The sequence below is a fragment of the Staphylococcus sp. HMSC061G12 genome, from assembly GCF_001838465.1.
Lineage (GTDB): Bacteria > Bacillota > Bacilli > Staphylococcales > Staphylococcaceae > Staphylococcus > Staphylococcus simulans.
The window spans coordinates 1-210 of the sequence record NZ_KV837167.1; the positions used below are offsets into that span (position 1 = coordinate 1).

The 210-nt window shown below is 35.2% G+C and carries 1 pseudogene; it reads right to left on the bottom strand.

The features are described from left to right. Positions 1 to 185 (bottom strand): annotated as a pseudogene (locus HMPREF2937_RS13585) (hypothetical protein); the annotation flags it as partial. Between the last annotated feature and the right edge of the window lie 25 nt (positions 186 to 210).

Genomic DNA, 210 nt, shown 5'->3' on the forward strand with positions numbered 1-210 from the left:
CAAACCAAGAGAGTGGCAACAATGGACATGAACAATAAAAAAATCAAAAGATTTTGGACAGGTAGCGATACCTTCATCATAGTTACCAAAGTTATTGAAACCCAGATGATGGTGGACGCAACAATAAAAGGTTGCCCTTTTCTCTGACTAACAATCATATCTTTTCGTAAAACTTCTAATTCCATAATCTTGCTCCTATAAGCACTTTTT